A 23939-nucleotide genomic window follows, 5' to 3' on the forward strand; every position below is an offset into this window, starting at 1 on the left:
CCGCCGTCCTGATCGGCGGCGTGCGAAGACTGGCCGACGCGAACGCGCGGCGTGCGCGTCTCGCATCTGGTACGGCCGAAATTAGGCAGATCAGGTGAAGCCGCCGATGGCCACACATGAACGACGGGTGAACCCCTGCCGACGGTGTGGTTAGGTCACGGAATGCTCACGGGGAGAGCACGTGAGGATTCCGCTTTTCGCGCGGGTCCCACTGGACAACCGCGGGCGGTCTCAGTCCGGCCGGTGGGCGGTACGGGCCCGGTGCAGCACGGTGAGCAGCGCGTCGACGAGCGGCCGGTCGTGGGGCTGCGTCAGCTTCGCGCGGGCCGCCTGCGGGGACAGCCACAGGACGCGGTCGATCTCGTCGTTCGGGGTGAAGGCGCAGCTCACGGCCTCGGCGGCCCAGTAGCGCACCTGCTTGGGCCGGCCGTTCGCCACGTACCGCAGGGTGGCCAGCTCGGCACCCGGAACGGCCCGGCAGCCCGTCTCCTCCGCCACCTCGCGCAGGGCGCCGGCGAGGGCGTCCTCGGCGCGCTTCAGTTTGCCCTTCGGCCACGACCAGTCGTCGTATTTCGGCCGGTGCACCAGACAGAGCTCCAGCCCGCCGGTGCCGGGGGAGCGGCGCCACAGGACGCAGCCCGCGGCCTGGACGGTGAGATCCTCGGACGAGCCCACCGGTGTTCACCGCCTTCCGGGTGCCGTGCCGGTCATGACGTGCCGACCGTCTCCTTCTGCCAGGCCTGCTGGAACGCGAAACGTGCCGCCTCCACCTCGTGCCGCTGGTCGGCGTGGAGCACCCCGAGGGCGTAGGCCGTGGCCGGGGCGATCCTGGGCGTGCGGGCCGCCTGGGCGGCGGCCGCCGCCGCCTCCGAGGCGTCCCGGTGCCGGTTCAGGGCCTGGCCGGCGGAGAGCAGGCGCAGGTCGACGGGGGCGTTGCCCTTGGGGCCGCTGAGCGCCTCGCGGGCGTAGCGGTGCAGGCGCAGCAGCAGGCGGACCTGGTGCCAGGGGGCGTCCTGCGGGTGCGCGACCGTGTCGGGGGACAGGCCGTGGACGAGGGCCGCGGCGTTGTACGGGTGGCCCGCGGTCAGCAGGGGCAGGGCGGTCACGGCGTCGGTGAGGCGGTCCTCGGCGGCGGCGGCCAGGGGGCGCAGGTCGCCGGTGGCCGCCGCGGCCCTGAGCGGGACCTCGCTGGCCAGGACCGCGACCTTGTCGGCGACGGCGTGGAAGCGGCTGCTGCCCAGGGCCTGCAGGGCGGTGGAGTGGGCCCGGGTGCGGGCGAGGGTGAGCTGGCGGTCCAGCAGGGCGCCCGCCTTGGCCGCTCCGACGGTCAGGCTGCCCCGTTCCGGTGCCGCCGCGTCCGCGCGGCCGCCGCCCGCCGGGGCCGCCGGCTGGGTCCGGGCCGTCGCCTGGGCCGGGAACGCCGTCGAGCCCGACAGGCGGTGCAGGGCGGTCAGCAGGCGCTCCAGACGGGCCGTGTACGCGTGTTCCATGGCCAGCGTGCCGGAGACCCAGGCCAGCTCCGGGCGCATGGTCTCGCACCAGTCCGAGTCCAGCAGCGACTGGAACGTGTGCAGGCTGGCGCTGATGCGCCGGGCCGAGCGGCGCAGCGCGCGGGCCGCCTCGGCGGACCCCTCCGAGCCGTTCGCCCCCGCCCCGGTCTCCCGGTGCAGGCGCAGCGCCCGGAGGAACTCCGTGGCCTGGTCCCGAAGGTAGCCCGCCAGGGCGTCCCCGGTCGGGGCGGTCCCGGTGGGGGCGGTCCCGACGTGCCCGGACCGGGGATCCGTCGGGTCAAGGTGTCGCTGTGCCACGCCGGCGCCTCCGGGCGTCTATGAGCATCTCCTGGACGTTGCGCAGGGGCTGGCCGTCCGCGTCGGTCGCATGCCGGGTCCAGTCGCCGTCCGGGCCGAGGTGCCAGGAGGCGGTGGAGTCGGACATGCCGGTCTCCAGCAGCCGGTTCAGGGCCGCTCGATGGGCCGGGTCGGTGACCCTGACCAGGGCCTCTATCCGGCGGTCGAGGTTGCGGTGCATCATGTCGGCGCTGCCGATCCACACCTCGGGCTCGCCGCCGTTGCCGAAGCCGAAGACCCGGGAGTGCTCCAGGAAGCGGCCGAGGATCGAGCGGACCCGGATGTTCTCCGACAGGCCCGCGACGCCCGGGCGCACCGCGCAGATGCCGCGCACCCAGATGTCGACCGGCACGCCCGCCTGGGCCGCCCGGTAGCAGGCGTCGATGACGGCCTCGTCGACCATCGAGTTGACCTTGATGCGGACGTGGGCGGGCCGCCCGGCGCGGTGGTGCTGGATCTCCTTGGTGATCCGGGAGATCAGGCCGTCGCGCAGTGACTTCGGGGCGACCAGCAGCCGGCGGTAGGTCTCCCGGCGCGAGTAGCCGGAGAGGCGGTTGAACAGGTCCGACAGGTCGGCGCCGACCTGGGGGTCGGCGGTGAGCAGGCCGAGGTCCTCGTAGAGGCGGGCCGTCTTCGGGTGGTAGTTGCCGGTGCCGACGTGGCTGTAGCGGCGCAGGGTCTCGCCCTCCTGGCGGACCACCAGCGACAGCTTGCAGTGGGTCTTCAGCCCGACCAGGCCGTAGACCACGTGGCAGCCGGCCTCCTCCAGCTTGCGGGCCCACTTGATGTTGGCGTGCTCGTCGAAGCGGGCCTTGATCTCGACCAGGACCAGGACCTGCTTGCCGGACTCGGCCGCCTCGATGAGCGCGTCGACTATCGGGGAGTCGCCGGAGGTGCGGTACAGGGTCTGCTTGATCGCGAGGACGTCCGGGTCGCCGGCCGCCTGCTCCAGGAAGGCCTGGACGGAGGTGGAGAACGAGTCGTAGGGGTGGTGCAGCAGGACGTCCCGCTCGCGCAGCGCGGCGAAGATGTCCGGCGCGGACGCCGACTCGACCTCGGCGAGGTCGCGGTGGGTGCCGGCGACGAACTTGCGGTACTTCAGCTCGGGCCGGTCCAGCGAGGCGATGCGGAACAGGCCGGTGAGGTCCAGCGGGCCCGGCAGCGGGTAGACCTCGGCCTCGCTGATCTTCAGCTCGCGCACCAGCAGGTCCAGGACCTCGCGGTCGATGGACTCCTCGACCTCCAGGCGCACGGGCGGGCCGAAGCGGCGCCGCATGAGCTCCTTCTCCAGGGCCTGGAGCAGGTTCTCGGCGTCGTCCTCCTCGACCTCCAGGTCCTCGTTGCGGGTGAGCCGGAAGGCGTGGTGCTCCAGCACCTCCATGCCCGGGAAGAGCTCCTCCAGGTGGGCGGCGATGACGTCCTCGATGGGGACGTAGCGGCCCGGGGAGCTCTCCAGGAAGCGGGACAGCAGCGGCGGCACCTTGACGCGGGCGAAGTGCTTGTGGCCCGTGACGGGGTTGCGCACGACCACGGCCAGGTTCAGGGACAGGCCGGAGATGTACGGGAAGGGGTGCGCCGGGTCGACCGCGAGCGGGGTCAGCACCGGGAAGATCTGGTGCCGGAACAGGGTGAACAGGCGGGCCTGCTCCTTCTCCTGCAGCTCGCTCCAGCGGACCAGGTGGATGCCCTCCTCCGCGAGTGCGGGGGCGACGTCCTCGTGGTAGCAGGCGGCGTGCCGGGCCATGAGCTCGCGGGAGCGGGCCCAGATCATCTCCAGCACCTCGCGGGGCTGCAGGCCGGAGGCGGAGCGGGTGGCCACGCCGGTGGCGATACGGCGCTTCAGGCCGGCCACCCGGACCATGAAGAACTCGTCCAGGTTGCTGGCGAAGATCGCCAGGAAGTTGGCCCGCTCCAGCAGGGGCGTGTTCGGGTCCTCGGCGAGTTCGAGCACGCGCTCGTTGAACGCGAGCCAGCTGCGCTCCCGGTCCAGGAAGCGCCCCTGGGGCAGCTCGGGCCCGTCGTACGGCGACTCCTCGTACCCGTCGAGGTCGGCGTCGATGTCCGGTTCCAGATCGGAGACCACCGCCGCCACCGTGTGCGGGCGGTGGGCTGCTATGGAGCCCACGGAGGGCTGCGCGTGCTGGACCTGTGCCTGGGTGTTCGGCTGGCTCATGGACCCATTCTTCCGCGCCGCGAGCATCACGGGCGCGTCGGACAGCGCGGGCGGGAGCGGAGGCGTCACATGAGTGCTCCCGTTTCCCTCGGGCCCCTCGCGGGGCGGGGAAGGCTCTGGCACGGCGGGATTCATTGGCCGAGCGTCGCAAGCTCGTCTGAATCAATGGTTACGGAGACATGACGTGCGGGATAGCGGGCGGCGGCCCGCGGGCGTCCGCGGGGCCGGGCCGGCGGCCGGGACGGCTTGTCCACAGGTTGTGGGCGGCCCCGGGCGGCACGGCGGGCCGGGCGCCTTCGGGGCCCGGGGCCGCGCCTCGGTCCGGACCGGCAAAAAACCCGGCGTGCTCGCGTGAACCGTTCGGTACGGGTGGTCCGATGAGGGGACGTGAGCGAAACGAGAAGCGACGGGGAGCTGCTGCGGGCCGCCGTGGCGGACGCCGACCGGCGTGCCTTCGAGGAGCTGTACCGGCGCTACGCGCCGTGGCTCCGGGCCCGGCTGCGGGGGCGGTGCGCCGATCCGGGCGTCGTCGACGACGTCGTCCAGGAGACCTTCCTCGCCGTGTGGCGGGGCACGGCCCGCTTCCGGGTGGACGGGCCCGCCCCGGACGTCGCCGGGTTGCTGTGGCGGATCGGGTCGCGGCGGCTGGTGGACGCCCTGCGGGGTGACGGGGCGCGGGGCCGGCTGCGGCAGGCCCTGGCCCGGCTGCGGCACCGGGACGAGGCGTCGGCGGAGGAGCGCGTGCTCGCGGGGGTGGAGCACGGTGACCTCGCCGGGGCCCTGGTGCGGCTGTCGCCGGAGCTGCGGGCGGTGCTGCAGGCGACCGTCGTCGACGGGCTGACCACCCGCGAGGCCGCCGTCCTGCTGGGGATCCCCCCGGGGACGGTCAAGACGCGGGCGATGCGGGCCCGCAAGCAGTTGCGGGAGGCACTGGCATGACATGGCACGTACCCGACGACGATCTGCGCGCCTACGCGCGGGGCGAGCTGGCGGCGCCCGCGCTCTGGTCCGCCGACGCGCACCTGGCCTCCTGCGGGCGGTGCCGGCAGGTGCTGGCCGAGACCGGTGACCCGGTCGCGCTCGACGCGGGATGGGAACGGCTCGACGCCGAGCTGGACGCGCCCCGCCCGGGGCTCCTGGAGGGCCTGCTGGTGCGGCTCGGCGTGGCCGGGCACACGGCCCGGCTGCTCGCGGCGACACCGGTGCTGCGGCGGTCCTGGCTGGGGGCCGTCGTCGCCGTGCTGCTGCTCGGCGTGGGCGCCGGGCACGCCGTGCGCACCGGTGAGTCCCCCACCCTCTTCCTCGCCCTCGCGCCGCTGCTGCCGCTGGCCGGGGTGGCGCTGTCGTACGGGCCCGCGCTGGACCCGACGTACGAGATGGCCGTCGTCGCGCCCCTGCACGGGTTCCGGCTGCTGATGATCCGGACCGTGGCCGTGCTGGCCGTCGTGCTCGGGCTGAACGGGCTGGCGACGCTGGCCCTGCCGGCCTACGGGCTGCACGCCCTGGCCTGGCTGCTGCCCGCGCTGGCGCTCACCGCGACCGGGCTCGCGCTCACCGCCCGGCTCGGGCCGGTGCTCGCGCCGTCGCTGGTCGGCGGCGCCTGGATCGGTCTGCTGCTGCTGGCCGACGCGGTGCGGGCCGGGGGCGACGTGCCCCTCGCGCCGTTCACCCCGGCCGGGCAGGGCGTGGCGGCGGTGGTCGCCGCGCTCGCCGCCGGGCTGCTCTTCCTCCTCCGTGACCGCTTCGACCTCTTCCAGGGACGTGCCGTATGACTCCGACCGTGTCCGCCTCCGGGATCGGCCTCCGCTACGGCGGGACCCGGGCCCTCGACGACGTGTCGCTGCGCCTGTCCGCCGGAGTCACCGGGCTGCTCGGGCCCAACGGCGCGGGCAAGACCACCCTGTTGCGGGTGCTCGCCACCGCCCTGCCCGCCGACCGGGGCGCCTTCACCGTGCTCGGCCACGACCCGGCGACCGCCCGGGGACGGCAGGAGGTCCGGCGCCGGCTGGGCTATCTGCCGCAGACGCCCGGGTTCCATCCGGACTTCACGGCCTTCGAATTCGTCGACTACGTGGCCATCCTGAAGGAGATGACCGACCGGGGCACCCGGCACCGGGAGGTGCGGCGGGTCCTCGACGAGGTGGGCCTGGCGGACGTGCGCGGCAAGCGGCTGCGCAGGCTGTCCGGCGGGATGCGGCAGCGCGTCGCCCTCGCGGCCGCCCTGGCCGGCGATCCCGGCTTCCTGGTGCTGGACGAGCCGACCGTCGGGCTCGACCCCGAACAGCGCATGCGCTTCCGCGAGTTGATCGCCGAGGCCGGTGAGGGGCGCACGGTGCTGCTGTCCACCCACCAGACGGAGGACGTGGCGATGCTCTGCCACCGGGTATTGGTGATGGCCGCGGGCCGGATCCGGTTCGACGGCACCCCGGCCGAGCTGACCGCGCGCGCCGCCGGGCGGGTGTGGAGCAGCACGGAACGCGATCCGGGCGCCCGGGCCGGATGGCGTACCGGGGCCGGGTCCTTCCGCAACGTCGGGGACCCGCCGGACGGGGCCGACCTGCTGGAACCGACCCTGGAGGACGGCTACCTGCTCACGCTCGACGGCGCCGGAGCGGAGGTGGCGGCATGACCGCGGTGGCTCAGCGACCGGCCGTGGCCGGCACGCGCACCGACGCCGGCGGCTCCTGGGCGGCCGTGTGGGCCCTGGGCCTGTTCGAGACGCGCCGGCTGCTGACCCGGGTGCCGGTCCTGGTCGCCTTCGCCGTGTACGCCGGCTGGGCCGTGTGGCGCGGCGGCCGGGACTGGGGCGACTTCCCGGCGCTCCAGGACGCCGACCGCGCCACCCAGAGCCCCCCGCTGCTCGTCGGCCTCGCGGTCATGCTGAGCGTGAACCACGCCGTGCTGCGCTCCCACCGCAACGGCACCGAGGCGCACCTCGCGGTGCTGGTCCTGCCGCGGTGGCGCCGTACGGTCGCCCACGCCCTGCCGGTCCTGGCCGCCGCGCTGGTCACGGCCGGGTGCGTGGCCGCGCAGTTCGGCCGGGAGGCCCTCAAGCCCGGCGCGATCGGGCGCGGTTCGGTGGCCGAGCTGCTCGTGGGGCCGCTGACGGTGCTGCTGTTCGGTCTGTTCGGGCTGCTCGTGGCCGGCCTGGTGCGGTCCGCCGTCGTGGGCCCGCTGCTGATCGTGTTCTGCCTCTTCCTGTTCCTCGGCACCGGGACCGGGGACGGCGGCTCGCGGTGGCTCATGCCCGTCGTGGGCCAGGCGACCGGCAACACGCTGCCCACCGACCTGATCGGCCGGCCCGCGGCCTGGCACGCGGCGTACCTGGCCGGGCTGGGGCTGACGCTCGGGCTGCTGGCGGTGCTCGTGACGGGCGGCCGCAAGCCGGTCCTCCTCGCCTCTCTGGCCGGGGCGCTGGCCCTGACGACGGCGGGCGCGGTGGGCCAGTCGCAGGGTGCCTCCCCCGGGCTGGTGAAGGCACGCGAACGCGCCTCGGTGCACCCGGATCAGCTGCAGACCTGCGTCCGGCGCGACGGGTCCGCCTACTGCGCCTTCCCCGAGTGGAGGCCGCAGGTCGGGGAGTGGGCCCGGGTGGTGGACCGGGTGCGGTCGCTGGCCGGGGGCGCGGCGCACGAGCGCGACGTCGTCGTACGGCAGCGGGTCGAGGCCCGGTACGGACTCGACGGTGACGCCGCGCTGCCGTCCCTGGAGCGTCCGTACGAGGTGACCGTGGGCACCCGGTGGGGCGGCAACCGCGTCCCCGAGTTCTCCGCCGCCGTGGCCGGGGTGCTGATCGCGGGCGACGAGGAGGCCACGTCCTCGATCTGCGACGGCCGCATGGTCCCCCTCATGTGGCTGGCCGTGGGCTGGGAGTCCGAGCCCCTCGACGCCCTGCGCCGCGTCCGCCTCGACGACTCGATCACCGGCCCGGCCGCTGTCTTGCAGCCCACGAACGGCCTGTCCATGACCGAGGCCCAGACCGAAGTGCTGCGCGCGCTGCTCGACCTGCCCCGTGACCGGGCCACGGCACGCGTCAAACGGCACTGGGCCGCACTGACCGCGCCCGGTGTGACGGCGGCCGGGGCCGCGAAGCTGCTGGGCCTGCCCGCACCCGAGGGGGACGACACGTGCGCCTGACCCGGCAGTTGCTGCTCCCCGTGCACCGGACCCTGCCCTGGCCGGCGCTCGGCGCGGCCGGTGCGGCGGGGCTGCTGCTCACCGCGCTGACCCGGACCGGGGAGACGGCGGAACAGCTCACACTGCCCCTGCTGCGGGCGGCGGTCCTGGCCTTCGCGCTGGGGCTGGTGTTCCTCCTGGACGACCCGGCCCGGCACACCACGGGCACCGTGCCGGCGCCGCGCCCGCTGCGCGTGGCCCTGCGGGTGGCCCTCGTGGTCCCGGCGGCGGCGGCCTGGTGGACGGTGGCGCTGCTGCTCGTGCCGCCGGACGTACGGCCCCCGGTCGGGGACCTCACGCTGGAGGCCGGGGCGGCCTGCGTCCTGGCGGTGACCGGCGCGGCGGCCGCGGTCCGCTTCACCGAGGCGGCCCGGCCCGGGCTGCCGGTGGCGGCCGGTTTCCTCACCACGGCGGTGCTGGCGATCCTGCTCTGGCCCGAGCGCTGGGCGCTGTTCGTCACCGTGGCGGACAAGCGATGGGCGGCGGCGCACGACCGGTGGGCGGTGCTGCTGGCCGTGGCGGCCCTCGTGGGCGTGCTCTGCCTGCGCGAACCGCTGCGGCGGCGGGTCCTGCGGCGGCCCGGCTCGTAGCGGCGCCGAACAGCACCGGCGAACAAACCGATGCCCCGGGTGGGGAACGCCCGGGGCGTCGCGCTGCCGTGGGGAGAAATAGGCTGCCGCCGTGGACCTCAACGCCGTACGGGCCTTCGTCGCGGTCGCCGACGCCGGGCAGTTCCAGAAGGCCGCCGTGGACCTGGCCCTGACCCAGCAGGCGGTGTCCAAGCGGATCGCCGCCCTGGAGAGGGACCTCGGCGTCCGGCTGTTCGTCCGGACGCCGCGCGGCGCGGAGCTCACCATCGACGGGCAGGCGCTGCTGCCGCACGCCCGGGTCCTGCTCCGGGCGGAGGAGCGGGCGGTGGCCGCCGTGCGCCCCGACGGCCGGGCGCTGCGGGTGGACGTCGTGGGACGCCGGGCCGCCACCGGCGGACTGGTGCAGGACTTCCACCGGGCCCGTCCGCGGATCCCGCTGGACGTGGTCACGCTGTTCGACGTGGACACGGCCGTGACCGCGGTGCGCGACGGGGCCGTCGACGCCACCTTCCGCGCCGTGACCATGCCCGGGCACCGGCTCCCCGACGGCGTCGAGGCGCAGCCCGTCCTCGACGAGCCGCTCAGCCTGTGCGTGGGCCCCGGCCACGCCTTCGCCCGGGCCGCCGCGGTGACGCCCGCACAGCTCGCCGGGCACCGGATCTGGATGCCGGGCAACGTGCCGGGCACCGAGTGGCACGCCTACTACGAGGCCTTCGCCGCCGCGTTCGGGCCGGACATCGACACCATCGGGCCCAACTTCGGCCTCGAAGCGCTCCTGGACACGGTCGCCGGCTCCCCGACCGTGGCGACGATCCTCAGCGAACGGACCCCGCACGTCTGGCCCGTCGGCCACGACCTGCGGCTCGTGCCGCTGAAGGACCCGACCCCGGTCTACCCGCACTCCCTGCTCTGGCGCGCGGACAACCCGCACCCGGGCCTGACGGCACTGCGCGACTACCTGGCGGCGGCCCGGCCCCGGCCGCCGGAGGGCGCCCTGTGGCGTCCGGCGTGGGCGGAACCCCCGGCCGGCCGAGGCGCTTCTCCAGCAGCGTGAGGGACCGCGGTGCCCCGCCGGGCCGCGGCTTGTCCTCCTCACGGCCCACCACGCGGTGACCGGCGTCCGCGCGGCAGGCGTTGAGCTGCGCGTTGCCCGCCCGCCCGGCAGGCCGGACGCACGTGGGTGCGCCCGGCTGAGGCGACCCGGTGTTCGGCGGCAGCCGTCCCGGGCGGGGCGGCGGTCCGGTCGACCATCCGCCGGTGCGCGTACCCGGCGACGGGCGGCTGCGGACCCCGGGCGTCCTCGTCCCTGCACCACGGCTCCCGGGCACGGGCCGGGCGGCCGCCGGCCCGAGCGAGCCGGACCTCGCCGTGCGCCGTGTCCCGGCGTCGGACGCGGCGGGGGACGGAAACGGAGGCCGGGCTCTCGGCGTCATGCCCCGGCGTCGGAGGCGGCAAGGGGACGGAAACGGAGGCCGGGCACCCGGCGTCATGCCCGGCGTCGGAGGCGGCGGCGGGACCAGCACGCGGGCCGGGCTCCCGGCGTTACGGCAGGCCTCGCGCCTGCGGCACGGTCAGGTCTCCGTCCGGTACATCAGGTCCGCCTCGTGCGTGGTGAAGCCCAGCCGCTCGTAGACCGACACCGCCGCCTTGTTGTCGGCGTCGACGTACAGCATCGCGGTCGGCAGCCCCCGCGCCGCCAGGTGCCGCAGCCCGATCGTGGTGAGGGACTTGCCGAGGCCGCCGCCCTGCGCGCCCGGCGCGACGCCGAGGACGTACACCTCGCCGAGGCCCTCCTCGGCGTGCACCTTGGTCCAGTGGAAGCCGACGAGTTCGTCGCCGCGGAAGGCGAGGAAGAAACCGGCCGGGTCGAACCACGGCTCGGCCTTGCGGTCGTCGAGGTCGCGCTGGGTGAGGGAGCCCTGCTCGGGGTGGTGGGCGAAGGCGGCGGCGTTCACCGCGAGCCAGGCCGCGTCGTCCCGGCCGGGCACGAAGGCGCGGACCGTGACGCCCTCGGGCAGCACCGGCTCGGGTGCGTCGAAGTCCGTCAACGGGCGGCGCATCTGGCGCAGTTCGCGGAACAGCGTCAGGCCCAGGACCTGGGCGAGGTGCCGGGCGGCGGAGTGCCCGCCGTGCGCCCAGACCCGCAGCCGCTTGCCGGAGGCCGCCAGCAGCGCCGAGCCGAGCGCCCGTCCGTGCCCGTGCCCGCGGTGCCCGGGGTGCACGACCAGCTCGGCGGCCGGCGGCTCCACCTCGTCCGTGTCCTCCAACTGGGCATAACCGACAAGTTCCCCGTCGACGGTGAGCAGCAGATGGGACACGCCCTCGCGCTCGCCGCCGCGCAACTGCAGCCGGCCCTGTTCGGACACCGCCTGCTGCCCGTCGGTCCGGGCGGCCTCGTCGAGCAGTCCGAGCACGGCCTCGGTCTGCTCCGCGGAGAGCGCGGCAAGGGTCTCGATCGAGCGGGGGTGGCCGGGCCGTACGGTGTCGTCGCTGGTCATGCGTACGAGGGTACGGGGCGGCACCGGCAAATCGGCGGCAAAGAAGCAACCAGGTCGTAACCCGGAAAGGCCTGTCGCGCTACGCGCGTTGACTCTAGGCTGCGCCGGACGACATCACTGTCCCGCAGACCCTCAGGGGGGCGTATGCCAGCCACTTCACCGGCGCATCCGGAGCGCCGGAGACGCCGTACGAACCGTTTCCTCGCTCTCGCCGCCGGCGTCGTCACCGTCGGCGCGCTGGCCGCCGCGGCGTTGCCGGGCGCGGCGACCGCCGACGAGGACCAGCGCACGGGCGGGCACTGGCCCGGCCGTTACCAGGACGTGCAGCTGCTGTCCTTCAACGACCTGCACGGCAACCTGGAGCCGCCGGCGGGCTCCTCCGGCCGCGTCACCGAGAAGCAGCCCGACGGCACGACGAAGACCATCGACGCGGGCGGCGTCGAGTACCTCGCCACGCACCTGCGGCAGGCCCGCCAGGGCGAGAAGTACTCCATCACCGCGGCCGGCGGCGACATGGTCGGCGCCTCCCCGCTGATCTCCGGGCTCTTCCACGACGAGCCGACCATCGAGGCGCTGAACAAGCTCGACCTCGACGTCACCTCGGTCGGCAACCACGAGTTCGACGAGGGCGCCGAGGAGCTGGCCCGGCTGCAGAACGGCGGCTGCCACCCGAAGGAGGGCTGCTACACGGACGAGGAGTTCGAGGGCGCCGACTTCCCCTACCTGGCCGCCAACGTCCTCGACGAGAAGACGAAGAAGCCGATCCTCAAGCCCTACTGGGTGTGGAAGAAGAACGGCGTCAAGGTCGGCTTCATCGGCGTGACCCTGGAGGGCACCCCGGACATCGTCTCCGCCGAGGGCGTCAAGGGCCTCACCTTCAAGGACGAGGTCGAGACGATCAACAAGTACGCCAAGGAGCTGCAGCGCAAGGGCGTGAAGTCGATCGTCGCGCTCGTCCACGAGGGCGGCTTCCCGGCGTCGACGTCGTACAACTACGACTGTGACTCCCCGGGTGCGGGCGACGGCATATCCGGGCCGATCGTCGACATCGCCAAGAACGTCACGCCCCAGGTGGACGCGCTGGTCACCGGCCACACCCACAACGCGTACGTGTGCAGCATCGCCGACCCGTCGGGCAAGCCCCGCATGGTCACCTCGGCCGCGTCCTTCGGCCGCCTCTACACCGACACCACGCTGACCTACGACCGCAGGACCGGCGACATCGCCCGTACGGCGGTGAAGTCCGCGAACCGCGTGGTCACCCGGGACGTCCCCAAGGCGCCCGACATGACCGGGCTGATCGGCAAGTGGAACGCGCTGGCCGCGCCCATCGGCAACCGGGCGATCGGCTACATCTCCGGCGACATCGGCAACACCGGCACCGAGTCCCCGCTCGGCGACCTCATCGCCGACGCGCAGCTCGCCCACGGCAGGCAGCTCGACCCGGAGACCGACCTGGCGCTGATGAACCCGGGCGGCATCCGGGCTCCGCTCACCTACGCGGCCAAGGCCGGTGAGGGCGACGGTGTCGTCACCTACGCCGAGGGCTTCACGGTCCAGCCGTTCGCCAACACGGTGAACCTCCAGGACTTCACGGGCACGCAGCTGATCCAGGCGCTCAAGGAGCAGGTGTCCGGCCCGAACGCGGCCGCGCCGAAGATCCTCCAGGTCTCGTCCGGTCTGACGTACACGCTGGACCTCACCAAGTCCGGTGCCGACCGGGTGGTCACGGACAGCATCAGGCTGAACGGCGCGGCCATCGACCCGGCCGCCACCTACCGCGTCGCGACGAACAGCTTCCTCGCGGGCGGCGGCGACGGCTTCCCGACGCTCGGCCAGGGCACGAACGACGTCGTCGGCGCCGACGACCTGACCGCGCTGGAGCAGTACCTGACGGCCAACTCCTCGGCGGCCAGCCCGATCGCGCCGCCGAAGGCCGACCGGATCACCGTGGTGAACTAGATCGCATACCCGGGGTTCGGGTTGCGGGCAGGGGCGGTACGCATGGTCGGATGGATCGATGCGTACCCCCCACCGCATCGACGCCCAGCCCCGTCCGAACCCGTACGAGGAGCTCGGCGCCCTCGACGACGGGCCTCTGGAGGAGACCCCTCTGGGGGAGTTCCTCGCTGAGGAACGCGAGGAAGGCGCCGAGGACGCCTGGGCCCCGCCGGACCACCGCCGGGGCGGCCGGCGCCGCCGGAAGAATCGTTTCGCCGGATGGCCGCTCGCGGTGAAGGCGGTGGTGGGCCTGGCCGTCCTCGCCTCCTTCACCGCCCTCGCCGACCGCTGGGCCGTGCTGTACGCCGAGCACCGCGCCGCCGACACCCTCAAGGACCGCCTCGACCTCGCGGCGGCCCCGGAGGTGGAGATCGGCGGCTTTCCCTTCCTCACCCAACTCGCCGACCAGCGGCTGGACTCGGTGCGGGTGACCGTCCCGGACGTCGCCGCCGACCGCGTCTCGCTGGCGAAGGTGTCGGCCACGGCCCACGACATCCGGCTGGACGCCGACGGGCTCACCTCCGTGCGCGGCGCCCGCGTCCCGCGCTTCGACGGGGAGGTCCAGCTCTCCTTCGCCGACCTCAACCGCGAACTCGGCGCCTCCCAGGTGACGTTCACCGGCGAGGGCCGCGACCGGGTCCGGGCCGACGGCACCCTGCCGGTCGCGGGGCACGACCTGCGGCTGCGCGCCGAGGCGACGATCCGGCGGCAGGGCGAGCGGGGTATCGCCACCGACATCGGCAACATGCGCCTGGACATCGGCGACCTGGCCACCTACCGCCCCGGCACCCGCCCCTCGGAGGGCCTGCACCTGACCCGTGAGGGGACCGCCGGCCTGGCCCGCGAGACCCGCAAGGCCAAGGCGCTGCTGTCCGTCCCGGCCATGGTCCGGCGCCTGGGCGTCCCCGAGGCGACCGTGCGCGAGGCCCTCGCCGACGACGGCAAGCTCACCGAGCTGACCGGCTCCCCGCGCTTCGCCCGCACGGCCCAGGACCTCAACCTCATCGACCTGGCGCTGGACAACCCCGGGGTGCTGCGCCGCCTCGGCCTGGACCCGAAGCTCCTCGACTCCCTCTCGGGCCTGACCCGCCCGGTCCTGGCCGACCGGCTCTCCCTGGCGTTCGAACTGCCCGAGCCGGAGCAGGGGGACGTACGGCTGCGGGACGTGCGGGTGGAGGAGGACGGCATCCGGGTGCGGGTGTCGGGCTCGGGGCTTTCCGTGGGCGGGTGAGGCCGGCCCCGCCGCTCACCCACGACCTCGGGCGAGCGGGATGGTGACCCTCCCGGGTTCGGCGGCGATGGTCAGCCGAACCCGGGAGGGAGCCGTCAGGACGCCGAGGGCGTCCAGCCCGCGAGCCAGTCCGCGACCTCCTGGCCGGCGGCCTGGGCATCGGTCAGGTGCGGCCGGTTCGTACCCGCCGGACCGGCGCCCGCTCCGGTGTTGCGGTACTCGGCGAACCGGTCGTCCTTCCAGGAGAAGCCGCTCATGTCGGTCCACGGGGTGGACTTGATCGCGGCGCTGAGATCGGTGTTGCGGACGGTGGTCTGCGGGTCGAGGGAGGCGTCCCCGCCCGCGTGCCAGGGCCGGCCGAGGTGGAAGCTGCCGGCCGCGACGTCCCCGTTCACCGTGGAGTTGGCGATCAGGATGCCCTTGCGGTTCGCGGCGGTGCTCGGCGCGGTCACGTACCCGGCGGAGGTGCCGTCCCAGCGCTTCTTCAGCGTGATGACGGACCTGTCGACGACGGCCGTGGCCCGCCCGAAGATGAAGTCGACGTTGCCGATGACGTAGCTGTTGCTCATGTAGACCCGGCCCAGCCGGTCCTTGGCCGCGGTGTCGAGCAGCAGCGTGTCCTGGTCGCCGCTGACGATGATCCCGTCCAGGAACACCCTGTCGGCCGCGGTCCGCAGCGCCACGGCCTGGTGGCCGCTGAGGCCCTGGTTGGCCTTCTCGTCGAAGTCGTTGGAGATGGTCAGGTTCCGGGCCTGGAAGTCGTCGGCCTCGACGGCGACGGTGGCACTGCCGCTCGTGCCGTACGTCCCGCCGCCGGGCTTGGGCGTGCCCGAGGCGTTGTCGTAGACGATGGTGGTGTCCTTGCGGCTGCCGCCGGTGCCCTGGATGGTGACGTGCGGCTTGTTGGCCGGCACCTTCACCAGCTCCCGGTACGTGCCCGGCTTGACGGCGATGACGACCCGGGAGGGATTGTTCGCGGGCACGGCGTTCACGGCGGCCTGGACGGTCGTGTACTGCCCGCTGCCGTCCTTGGCGACGGTGAGGGTGGTCGCGGCGGCGGCCTTGGTGGTGGCGGTCGTGCCGATGGAGGCGCGCGGCCCGGCGCCCGACCTCAGGACCGACGGCAGGTCGGCGGCCTTGTCGAGGGTGTACGGGTAGGAGGCCTTCGGATCGAAGGCGGTCCCGCCGCTCTCGTTGCGCCCGCTGGTCCCGGAGAAGACGCTGCCGCGCTGCGCGATCGCGGCTCCGCTGTCCTTGATGACCGGGTTCTTCACACCCTGGAAGTAGGAGTTCTCCAGGACCATCTTCGTCGCACCGCGCGCGTAGTTCCCGTACGACGAGGCGATGCTCGTGCCCGGCACGTCCTCCAGCCAGTTGTTGTAGAGGTGGGCGCGGGCGGCGTTGTCGGTGGACGGGTTGCGCTGCTCGGTCTCGCGGATCCAGTTGTGGTGGATCGTGATGTCGGTCGTGACGTTCTCGGTCCAGCCGATGCCGAAGGTCTTGTTGTTGTCGCTCAGCTTGTTCCAGGAGACGGTCACAGCGGTGCTGTCCTTGCGGACGTCGATGAGCCCGTCGGCCATGTGCCGCAGGTCGTTGTGGTCGATCCAGACGTGATGGGCGCCGTCCATCTGGATCGCGTCGAAGTCGTGGTCCTTGTCGTTCCAGACGCCCTGGTACGCGTCCCGGATGGTCAGGTTCCGGATGATCACGTTGTGCACGCCCTGGCCGAGGAAGAACCCGCCGCCGACGATGTGCCCGGAGGTCCCCTGCCCCACGATGGTCTTGTCGGACTGGACCTTGATCTCTTTCCCGACGGGGTTCATGGTGAGGGCGCCGGCGACGACGATGACGTACGGCTCGGCGGCGGTGGCGTACTTCTCCAGCTCGGCCTGCGTCTTCACCGTGACGGTCTTGCCGTCCCGCCCGCCGTAGGTCCCGTTCTGCCCGAGGGAGTTGACGGAGGCGAACCCGTCGGCGGTGTCCGAGGCCCAGGAGGGGGCGGCGGCGGAGGCGCGCGCCTGGGTGCCCGGGGCGACCCCGTAGGCGAGGGCGCCGGCGGCGGCGAGCGCCAGGGGTATCCCGGCGGCGAGGGCGGTACGGCTGCGGCGGTGACGCGCTCTGCGGGGCTGACGCGGCGGAGAGGACAGCTCACTCATGCGGCGATCCGTTCTGCTGGTGGGGGGACGGGGTGCGGGTGGTGCGGTGGGGAGTCGCCGCGGCCGGGGCGAAGGTTGCCGCGTTCGCCACGCTCCCGGCATGCTCGGCTTCTCCTAGACGCGCTCGCCCCGGCTGACCGCGACGCGGAGTGTGTCACCCAGCGACTCCACGGCCCTGGCCAGCGCGAAGCGGACGGCGTGCTCGCCGGCCCCGGGGTCGTCGAGCACGGCTCGCGCCCCTTCGAGGACTCCTGCCGCGTCGGCCAGTTGCAGGGCCTCGATGTCGTCGGCGAGCCGGGACAGCGGGCTGTGGGGATCGTCGGTGCTGAGGTAACACGGCTTGCCACCGGCGCCGGTCCAGGGGAGCAGCCTCATGCGGAGACCTCCAGGGCGGAGAGGTAGGGGCGTACGAGGCGGGTGTCCATGACGAGGGGCTCTTCGGCGAGGTGACGTCGGCCGGGCGGCGGGGGGTGGGCGACGGCCGGCACCGTCCCGGCGGCCCGGTGCCGGCCGCTGGCGGGGAGCAGGAGCCGTACGAGGGCGAGCAGCAGGGACTCGCAGAGTTCGGCGATACGCAGGCGCACGGGGGCGTCCCTTCTCAGGGCAGGGGCAAAGGGGGTCTGACGAGCGGAGATCACCGTTCGTGCCCTCATGGTCACCGACTGCCCCTACGCTGCGAAAGGGGCCAGGTGTTGTCTGGCCGCTCAGGCAACGGGGAGGGGTGACGGGGTGGATGTCGTTGACGACATGGAGGAGTCGGGGCGTGCCGTGCTGGGGCGGACGCTGAAGTTCCTGCGGGAGAACGCCGGTAAGACGCTGGGGCAGCTGGCCGACGAGTCGGGTTACGACAAGAGCTACTTGAGCCGCCTGGAGTCGGGTGAGCGGCTTTCCAAGCTGGCTGTCATGGAGGACTTGGACAGCTACTACGGCTGCGGTGACCTGCTCGTTCGCCACTGGAGGATCGCCCGGTACGACGCCTTCAAGGACAAGTACAAGAGGTACATGGCGCTGGAGGCGACTGCGCGCCTCATGCGGGTGTACGCGCCCGGTGTACCGGGGCTGTTGCAGACGGAGGACTTCGCCAGAGAGGTGTTGTCTGGCCCTCAGGCAACGATTGGCAACGCGGAGGACGTCGAGGAGCAAGTGGCGGCACGCATGGGGCGACAACTCGTGCTGCACAAGGACCCGCCGCCTGATGCCCGCTTCATCATCGACGAGTCGGCGCTGCGTCGTCCCTCGGCCGCCGCGGACACGTGGAAGGGCCAGTTGTCACGCATCGAGACCGCCGCGCAGGCACCCAACGTCGTCATCCAGGTGCTCCCCTTCTCCGCCGGCGTTCACCACCTTGTGGGCAAGGGATCCCTCACCCTGCTGTGGCAACCGGACGGGAGTGCCGTGGCCTACGCGGAGGGCCACAGCTTCGGCCTGCTGATGGATGATCCGGAGGACGTCACCCACCAGCGTTTGTCCTACGATCGGTTGAGGGATCTGGCGCTGTCCCCGTCGGACTCGCTGGCGTTCATCCGGGACGTACTGAAGGAGCACGGACCATGAAGCCCACCCTCGATCTGACCACTGCCGTCTGGCGTAAGTCGACCTACAGCGACGGGGGCGCCAACAACTGCCTCGAAGTCGCCGACGACTACCCGAACATGATCCCGGTCCGCGACAGCAAGACCCCCGACGGCCCGGTACTCGTGTTCGGCACAAGCCCCTGGGCGTCGTTCCTCACGTTCGTCACGCGGTAGCCGCCGGTGCTTCCGGGGGAGGCACCGACGCCCCCGGTAGCCGGATCGTCGCGATCGTGCCGCCGTCCTCCGCCGGGGACAGGGACACGTCCCCGCCCGCCTGCTGCACCGTCCGGGCCACGATCGACAGGCCCAGGCCCGAGCCCGGCAGGGCCCGTGCGCTCGGGGAGCGCCAGAAGCGGTCGAAGACGTAGGGGAGTTCGTCCGCGGGGATGCCCGGGCCGTGGTCGCGGACGGTGAGGGTGCCGCCGGTGAGGCGTACCTCGACCGTGCCGCCCTCCGGGCTGAACTTCACCGCGTTGTCGAGGATGTTCACCACCGCCCGTTCCAGCGCGGACGGCTCCGCGCGGACGAACCACGGCTCGACGTCCGCCGTGATCGTCAGTTCCGGGCCGCGCAGCCGGGCCCGCCGCAGCGCCGACTCGACCGTGTCGTGCCAGGCGACGATCTGGGTCCGGCCGGCGTGCTGGCCGGTGTCCGGGCGGGACAGCTCCTGCAGGTCGCCGATGAGCGCGGCCAGTTCCGTCATCTGGGCCTTCACCGACGCGAGCAGCGCCTTGCGGTCCGCCTCCGGGATGGGGCGGCCGGTCTCCTCGCTGCGGGTGAGGAGTTCGACGTTGGTGCGCAGCGAGGTGAGGGGGGTGCGCAGTTCGTGGCCGGCGTCCGCGATGAGCTGCTGCTGGAGCTCGCGGGAGCTGGCCAGGGCGGAGGTCATGGAGTTGAAGGAGCGGGAGAGGCGGGCCACCTCGTCGTCGCTGTCCTCGTCCAGCGGGATCCGGACGTCCAGATCCTCGGTGCGGGCCACGTGCTCGACCGCCTCCGTCAGCCGGTCGACCGGGCGCAGTCCCGCCCGGGCCACCGCGAGACCGGCGGCTCCCGCGCCGATCACGCCGATGCCCGACACCAGCAGCAGGATCAGCGCCAGTTCGTTGAGCGTGGACTCCGTGCTCTTGAGGGGGACGGCGATGACCAGCGCGTAGTCGGCGGCGACGGCCTTGTCGAGCGGGCTCTGCTGGACGATGACCGCCGTGGTCAGCACCCGCACCGAGTTGCCGTCGCCGTCCGTGCCGTTGCGGAGCCGGGCCGTCCTGGGGTCGGGGTCCTCCGCCACGGCCTTGTCGGCGCTCGTGACCTTCACCTGCGGCATGCTGTTGTTGAACAGGCAGACCCGGCCGTCCACCCGCACCAGCTGCGCGTACGTCTGCGGGCGGGGACCGCCGCCGAGCGTGCTGGAGGGCGTCTGGGGGCACGCCGAGACCACTGCCTTGAACTCGTCCTCCTGGATGGTCCGGTAGGACGACTTCAGGTCCCCGTCCACCTGGTCGTACAACTTGCCCTGGACGATGAACCAGCACGTCACCGACACCGCCGCCACCGCGAACGCCACCGCCGCCGCCACCAGCAGCGCCAGGCGCGAGCGGATCGGCAGCGAGCGGAAGCGGCGGACGAGCCTGGTCACTCGGCGCCGCCCTGCCGCAGCACGTAGCCGACCCCGCGCACCGTGTGGACCAGCCGCGGCTCCCCGCCCGCCTCGGTCTTGCGCCGCAGGTACATGACGTACACGTCGAGGGAGTTGGACGACGGCTCGAAGTCGAAGCCCCACACCGCCTTGAGGATCTGCTCCCGCGTGAGGACCTGGCGCGGGTGGGCCATGAACATCTCCAGGAGCGTGAACTCCGTGCGCGTCAGCTCCACCGGGCGGCCGCCCCGGGTGACCTCCCGGGTGGCGAGGTCCATGCGCAGGTCGGCGAAGGTGAGCGCGTCCTCGTCGGCCGGGTCGCCCGCGCCCACGGCCGCCGCGTAGGAGCTGCGGCGCAGCAGCGCGCGGATGCGGGCGAAGAGCTCGTCGAGTTCGAAGGGCTTGACCAGGTAGTCGTCGGCGCCCGCGTCGAGGCCGGTGACCCGGTCGCCGACCGTGTCGCGGGCCGTGAGCATGAGGATCGGCGTCGTGTCGCCGGTGGCGCGGATGCGGCGCGCCGCCGTCAGGCCGTCCATGCGCGGCATCTGGATGTCGAGGACGACCAGGTCGGGACGGTACGCCGCCGCCTTCTCCAGGGCGTCCGCGCCGTCGACCGCGACCTGGGTGCCGTACCCCTCGAAGGCGAGGCTGCGCTGGAGTGCTTCGCGCACCGCCGGCTCGTCGTCGACGATCAGGATGCGCTGGGGGTCACGGTCGCCGTCTGCGGGGCTCATGGTCCGGGGTCCTCGGGGGTGATGGGGACGGAGGTGCGTCTGACGCTCTCAGCGTCGCACGCCGCGGGGAGGTGCCGGGAGGAGCGCCGGCCCCGGACCGTGCGGCGCCGGCCCCGGACCGTGCGGCGCCGGCCCCGGACCGCGCGGCGCCGGCCCCGGACCGCGCGGCGCCGGGCCGGGACCGGGCGGCCCGGCGGACTCAGTCGGTCGCACCGGCCCGCAGCTTCGCGAGGTCGGCCTTGACGGTGTTGATCGGGATGGCGAAGCCCAGGCCCACGCTGCCCGCGGCGGAGGACGAGGAGGCGCTGCCCGTCGGCGAGTACATCGCGGAGTTGATCCCGATGATGTTGCCGTTCATGTCGATCAGCGCGCCGCCGGAGTTCCCCGGGTTGAGGGAGGCGTCGGTCTGCAGCGCCTTGTACGTGGTGGTGTCGCTGCCGGTGTCGCCGTTGAACTGCCGCCCGCCGAACTCGAACGGCCAGCCGTCGTCCTGCTGCTCCTGCTGCCCGCCCTGGTCCTCGTCGGTCGGGACCGTGACGTCCCGGTCGAGCGCCGAGACGATGCCGCTGGTGACGGTGCCGGACAGTCCCTCCGGGGAACCGATCGCGACGACCTGGTCGCCGACCTGGACGCCGGAGGAGTCGCCGAGAGTGGCCGCCTTCAGGCCGGAGGCATTCTCCAGCTTGATCAGTGCCAGGTCCTTCTTGCTGTCGGTGCCGACGATCTTCGCGGAGTAGGACCTGCCGTCGCTGGTCGAGACCTTGATCTGCGAGGCGCCGGAGACGACGTGGTTGTTGGTGACGATCTCGCCGTCACCGGTGATGATCACGCCGGAGCCGGTGGAGGACCCGGCGCTGGACTGGGCGCTGATCTCGACGATGCTGGGGCTGACCGCCTTCGCGACCCCGGCGACGGTGCCCTTCTGGCCGGCGGGCACGACGGTGGTGCTGGTGGAGCTGGAGGCGACCGTGTCGGTGCCGGTCAGCTCCTGGATGCCGTAGGCGGTGCCGCCGCCTATCGCGGCCGCGACGATCGCCACGGCGGCGAGCAGGGCGACGGGGCCGCGGTTGCGCTTCTTGGGAGCGTGCGCCGGGGCGTGCGCCGGCGGGGGCGGCCACTCGGGGTTCACCGGGGCCTGCTGCTGACCCTCGTGAGGGTTCGGGTACTCGCCACTGCGGTGGAAGCTCTCGGTCATGGCAACGAGCCTGTCGCCCGACCATGAGAGCTTCCTGAGGGACGGCTGAGAAGCCCGACAGAACCTCGTATGCCCGATATAAAGACCCCTCGCGGGGAGCCCCCGCGAGGTTACGGGCAGCCGCAGGACTGGCGTACCACCAGCCGCGACGGGAACACCTTCAGCCGCTCGCGCCGGGACCCCGCGACCCGCAGGCCGTCGTCCAGGACGAGGTCCACCGCGGCCCGGGCCATCGCCGAGCGGTCCGAGGCGATCGTCGTCAGGGGCGGGTCGGCCAGCGCCGCCTCCTTGATGTCGTCGAAGCCGGCCACCGCCAGCTCGCCGGGGACGTCGATGCGCAGTTCGCGCGCCGCCCGCAGCAGGCCGATCGCCTGGTCGTCGGTCGAGCAGAAGATCGCCGGCGGCCGCTGGGGCCCGGACAGGATCTTCAGGGCGGCCTGATAGGCGTCGTAGCGGTTGTACAGGGCCTCGAAGAGACGGCCCTCCGTGGAGATCCCGGCCTCGTCCATCGCGCGGCGCCAGCCCTCGACGTGGTCGGAGACCGGGTCGCCGACCGCCGGGGTCTCGGCTATGCCGCCCATACAGGCGACGTACTCGTAGCCGTGCTCCAGCAGGTGCCGCACGGCGAGCTCGGCGCCGCCCAGGTCGTCCGTGGTGACGGCGACGTCGTCGATGGCCTCGGGGCGCTCGTGCAGCAGCACCACCCGGGCGTCCCAGGCGTCGATCTCGGCGGCCGCCAGGTCGTTCAGCGCGTGGCTGACCAGGATCAGACCGGAGACCCGCATCCCGAGGAACGCGCGCAGGTAGTGGACCTCGCGCTCGCCCACGTAGTCCGTGTTGCCGACGAGGACCATCTTCCCGCGCTCGGAGGCGGCCTGTTCGACCGCGTGCGCCATCTCCCCGAAGAAGGGCTGGCGGGCGTCCGGGATGATCAGGCCTATGAGGTCCGTGCGCCGTGAGGCCATCGCCTGGGCGACCCGGTCCGGCCGGTACCCCAGTTCCTTGATCGCGGCGAGGACACGCTCGCGCGTGGCCGGGGCGACCGGCCGGGGTCCGTTGTTGATGACGTAGCTGACCACGGCAGTGGAAGTCCCTGCCAGCCGCGCCACATCATCCCGAGTCACCTTGGCCACGCGCGGAGTCTACGCGGATATACCCGCTCCGGGCAGGGCGTAAAGGGGGTTCCGTACGATATCCCGACTGCCGCCCGGGGCCCCCTCGTGCGGGGAGGGATGCCCAGGTCGGCGCGGGATCACGCCTCTCAGGCCTTGGCGCGTACCTCCGCGGCGTCCAGGGCGGCCGACTCGTCCTTGTTGTCCGGCTTTGCCTTGGCCGCCTTGGCCTTCGCCTCCTCGGCGGCGCGCTCCACCTTCTCCGGCGTAACGAATCGATAACCGACGTTCCGGACGGTGCCGATCAGAGACTCGTGCTCCGGGCCGAGCTTGGCGCGCAGCCGCCGTACGTGCACGTCGACCGTGCGCGTACCGCCGAAGTAGTCGTAGCCCCAGACCTCCTGGAGCAGCTGGGCGCGCGTGAAGACCCGGCCGGGGTGCTGCGCGAGGTACTTCAGCAGCTCGAACTCCTTGAAGGTCAGGTCCAGGACCCGGCCCTTGAGCTTGGCGGAGTAGGTGGCTTCGTCGACCGACAGGTCGCCGTTGCGGATCTCCATCGGGGAGTCGTCGCTGACGATCTGCTGCCGTCCCATGGCCAGCCGCAGCCGCGCCTCGACCTCCGCGGGTCCGGCGGTGTCGAGCAGGACGTCGTCGATGCCCCAGTCCGCGGTGACGGCCGCGAGGCCGCCCTCGGTGACGACGAGGATCAGCGGGCAGCCCGGCCCGGTCGAGCGCAGCAGCTGGCACAGGCTGCGGACCTGCGGGAGGTCGCGCCGGCCGTCGACCAGGATCACGTCGGCACCGGGGGTGTCGACCAGGGCGGGGCCCTCCGCCGGAGCCACGCGCACGTTGTGCAGGAGCAGTCCGAGGGCGGGGAGCACCTCCGTCGACGGCTGGAGGGCATTGGTCAGGAGCAGCAGAGAACTCATATGTCTGGTTCCTCCTCGGTCCCTGCGAGGACGTTTGTTGGCACAGCATCGCTCTGCGATCCCGAAGGCCCCGTACACCTGCGGTTTCCC

General features: G+C 73.2%; 22 protein-coding genes. 10 read left to right on the forward strand and 12 right to left on the reverse strand.

Translation table 11 applies throughout. The annotated features are described in order from the left end of the window. Positions 1 to 231: 231 nt before the first annotated feature. Genes ACPXCS_RS29865 through ACPXCS_RS29875 form a run of 3 tightly spaced genes read right to left on the reverse strand, consistent with a single transcriptional unit; the run spans position 232 to position 4155 of the window. Positions 232 to 675 (reverse strand): NUDIX hydrolase, encoded by a 444-nt coding sequence (locus ACPXCS_RS29865; protein WP_425950968.1) that lies wholly within the window; start codon positions 673 to 675, stop codon positions 232 to 234. Between the two features lie 32 nt (positions 676 to 707). Continuing rightward, complete coding sequence (locus ACPXCS_RS29870; protein ID WP_425950969.1) at positions 708 to 1808, reverse strand: CHAD domain-containing protein; 1101 nt, start codon at positions 1806 to 1808, stop codon at positions 708 to 710. Further along, positions 1789 to 4155 (reverse strand): RNA degradosome polyphosphate kinase, encoded by a 2367-nt coding sequence (locus tag ACPXCS_RS29875; protein WP_425950970.1) that lies wholly within the window; start codon positions 4153 to 4155, stop codon positions 1789 to 1791. The genes ACPXCS_RS29870 and ACPXCS_RS29875 overlap by 20 nt, the downstream gene beginning before the upstream one ends. 252 nt (positions 4156 to 4407) lie before the next feature. On the opposite strand from ACPXCS_RS29875, the gene ACPXCS_RS29880 reads away from it, so the two are divergent. The 6 genes from ACPXCS_RS29880 to ACPXCS_RS29905 all read left to right on the forward strand — a co-directional run bounded on the left by ACPXCS_RS29880 (position 4408) and on the right by ACPXCS_RS29905 (position 9840). Next, positions 4408 to 4959 carry an RNA polymerase sigma factor gene (locus tag ACPXCS_RS29880; protein WP_425950971.1) on the forward strand — a complete coding sequence of 184 codons (552 nt, stop codon included), beginning with the start codon at positions 4408 to 4410 and terminating at the stop codon, positions 4957 to 4959. Then, positions 4956 to 5792, forward strand: a complete 837-nt coding sequence (locus tag ACPXCS_RS29885) for a zf-HC2 domain-containing protein (protein WP_425950972.1) — start codon at positions 4956 to 4958, stop codon at positions 5790 to 5792. The genes ACPXCS_RS29880 and ACPXCS_RS29885 overlap by 4 nt, the downstream gene beginning before the upstream one ends. Beyond that, positions 5789 to 6649, forward strand: a complete 861-nt coding sequence (locus ACPXCS_RS29890; RefSeq protein WP_425950973.1) for an ABC transporter ATP-binding protein — start codon at positions 5789 to 5791, stop codon at positions 6647 to 6649. Before ACPXCS_RS29885 ends, ACPXCS_RS29890 begins: the two co-directional genes overlap by 4 nt. Further along, a complete protein-coding gene (locus ACPXCS_RS29895) occupies positions 6646 to 8157 on the forward strand; it encodes an ABC transporter permease (protein WP_425950974.1) in 1512 nt (503 codons plus the stop codon). Before ACPXCS_RS29890 ends, ACPXCS_RS29895 begins: the two co-directional genes overlap by 4 nt. Continuing rightward, entirely contained in the window at positions 8148 to 8786 is a 639-nt protein-coding gene (locus ACPXCS_RS29900) for an ABC transporter (protein WP_425950975.1), read from the forward strand. Before ACPXCS_RS29895 ends, ACPXCS_RS29900 begins: the two co-directional genes overlap by 10 nt. A gap of 91 nt (positions 8787 to 8877) precedes the next feature. Beyond that, the gene (locus tag ACPXCS_RS29905) at positions 8878 to 9840 is read left to right on the forward strand and encodes a LysR family transcriptional regulator (RefSeq protein ID WP_425950976.1); all 963 of its coding nucleotides are present in this window, start codon (positions 8878 to 8880) and stop codon (positions 9838 to 9840) included. A gap of 517 nt (positions 9841 to 10357) precedes the next feature. Here the strand turns inward: ACPXCS_RS29905 and mshD are convergent. Beyond that, entirely contained in the window at positions 10358 to 11284 is a 927-nt protein-coding gene (gene mshD / locus ACPXCS_RS29910) for a mycothiol synthase (RefSeq protein ID WP_425950977.1), read from the reverse strand. A 144-nt stretch (positions 11285 to 11428) separates the two neighbouring features. On the opposite strand from mshD, the gene ACPXCS_RS29915 reads away from it, so the two are divergent. Next, positions 11429 to 13246 carry a bifunctional metallophosphatase/5'-nucleotidase gene (locus ACPXCS_RS29915; protein WP_425950978.1) on the forward strand — a complete coding sequence of 606 codons (1818 nt, stop codon included), beginning with the start codon at positions 11429 to 11431 and terminating at the stop codon, positions 13244 to 13246. A 58-nt stretch (positions 13247 to 13304) separates the two neighbouring features. Beyond that, on the forward strand, positions 13305 to 14516 hold the full coding sequence (locus tag ACPXCS_RS29920; RefSeq protein ID WP_425950979.1) for a DUF2993 domain-containing protein: 1212 nt from the start codon (positions 13305 to 13307) through the stop codon (positions 14514 to 14516). 95 nt (positions 14517 to 14611) lie between these two features. Here the strand turns inward: ACPXCS_RS29920 and ACPXCS_RS29925 are convergent, their stop codons facing one another. The 3 genes from ACPXCS_RS29925 to ACPXCS_RS29935 all read right to left on the reverse strand — a co-directional run bounded on the left by ACPXCS_RS29925 (position 14612) and on the right by ACPXCS_RS29935 (position 17256). Beyond that, complete coding sequence (locus ACPXCS_RS29925) at positions 14612 to 16672, reverse strand: pectinesterase family protein (protein WP_425950980.1); 2061 nt, start codon at positions 16670 to 16672, stop codon at positions 14612 to 14614. A gap of 114 nt (positions 16673 to 16786) precedes the next feature. Continuing rightward, on the reverse strand, positions 16787 to 17047 hold the full coding sequence (locus tag ACPXCS_RS29930; protein ID WP_425950981.1) for a hypothetical protein: 261 nt from the start codon (positions 17045 to 17047) through the stop codon (positions 16787 to 16789). Next, positions 17044 to 17256: a hypothetical protein gene (locus tag ACPXCS_RS29935; protein ID WP_425950982.1), complete on the reverse strand. Its 213-nt coding sequence runs from the start codon at positions 17254 to 17256 to the stop codon at positions 17044 to 17046. The genes ACPXCS_RS29930 and ACPXCS_RS29935 overlap by 4 nt, the downstream gene beginning before the upstream one ends. Before the next feature lie 163 nt (positions 17257 to 17419). Between ACPXCS_RS29935 and ACPXCS_RS29940 the strand changes: the two genes are divergently transcribed. Both ACPXCS_RS29940 and ACPXCS_RS29945 read left to right on the forward strand, forming a co-directional pair. After that, positions 17420 to 18226, forward strand: a complete 807-nt coding sequence (locus ACPXCS_RS29940; RefSeq protein ID WP_425951080.1) for a helix-turn-helix domain-containing protein — start codon at positions 17420 to 17422, stop codon at positions 18224 to 18226. After that, positions 18223 to 18420: a DUF397 domain-containing protein gene (locus tag ACPXCS_RS29945; protein ID WP_425950983.1), complete on the forward strand. Its 198-nt coding sequence runs from the start codon at positions 18223 to 18225 to the stop codon at positions 18418 to 18420. Before ACPXCS_RS29940 ends, ACPXCS_RS29945 begins: the two co-directional genes overlap by 4 nt. Here the strand turns inward: ACPXCS_RS29945 and ACPXCS_RS29950 are convergent. From ACPXCS_RS29950 to ACPXCS_RS29970, 5 genes are all read right to left on the reverse strand, one after another. Next, entirely contained in the window at positions 18410 to 19879 is a 1470-nt protein-coding gene (locus ACPXCS_RS29950) for a sensor histidine kinase (protein ID WP_425950984.1), read from the reverse strand. The two genes, ACPXCS_RS29945 and ACPXCS_RS29950, sit on opposite strands and share 11 nt — an antisense overlap. Next, positions 19876 to 20613: a response regulator transcription factor gene (locus ACPXCS_RS29955; RefSeq protein WP_425950985.1), complete on the reverse strand. Its 738-nt coding sequence runs from the start codon at positions 20611 to 20613 to the stop codon at positions 19876 to 19878. Before ACPXCS_RS29955 ends, ACPXCS_RS29950 begins: the two co-directional genes overlap by 4 nt. 199 nt (positions 20614 to 20812) lie before the next feature. Beyond that, positions 20813 to 21808, reverse strand: coding sequence for a S1C family serine protease (locus ACPXCS_RS29960; protein ID WP_425950986.1), 996 nt, complete (start codon positions 21806 to 21808; stop codon positions 20813 to 20815). Between the two features lie 110 nt (positions 21809 to 21918). Further along, positions 21919 to 22941, reverse strand: coding sequence for a LacI family DNA-binding transcriptional regulator (locus ACPXCS_RS29965; RefSeq protein ID WP_425950987.1), 1023 nt, complete (start codon positions 22939 to 22941; stop codon positions 21919 to 21921). Between the two features lie 128 nt (positions 22942 to 23069). Then, on the reverse strand, positions 23070 to 23849 hold the full coding sequence (locus tag ACPXCS_RS29970) for a response regulator transcription factor (protein ID WP_425950988.1): 780 nt from the start codon (positions 23847 to 23849) through the stop codon (positions 23070 to 23072). Between the last annotated feature and the right edge of the window lie 90 nt (positions 23850 to 23939).

The sequence above is a fragment of the Streptomyces sp. DT190 genome (genome assembly GCF_049846985.1).
Classification (GTDB): domain Bacteria; phylum Actinomycetota; class Actinomycetes; order Streptomycetales; family Streptomycetaceae; genus Streptomyces.